Here is a 241-nt window from a genome sequence, read left to right on the forward strand (position 1 = left end):
ATCCGCGAGCTCGAGGGTGCGCTGATCCGGGTGACCGCGTTCGCCAGCCTGAACCGCCAGGAGGTCGACCTGGCCCTCGCCGAGGTCGTGCTCCGCGACCTGATCCCCGAAGGCGCAGAGACCCAGATCTCCTCGACCGCGATCATGACCCACGTGGCCGACTACTTCGGGATCACCGTCGAGGAACTCTGCGGCCAGAGCCGGACGCACGTGCTGGTCACCGCGCGCCAGATCGCCATGT

General features: G+C 68.0%; 1 protein-coding gene. It reads left to right on the forward strand.

The features are described from left to right. A partial coding sequence (locus tag BN358_RS23315) for a helix-turn-helix domain-containing protein (protein ID WP_304412784.1) occupies positions 1-241 on the forward strand: 241 nt, incomplete at both ends.

The organism is Sedimentibacter sp. B4 (assembly GCF_000309315.1).
In the GTDB taxonomy this organism is placed as follows: Bacteria; Bacillota; Clostridia; order Tissierellales; family Sedimentibacteraceae; genus Sedimentibacter; species Sedimentibacter saalensis.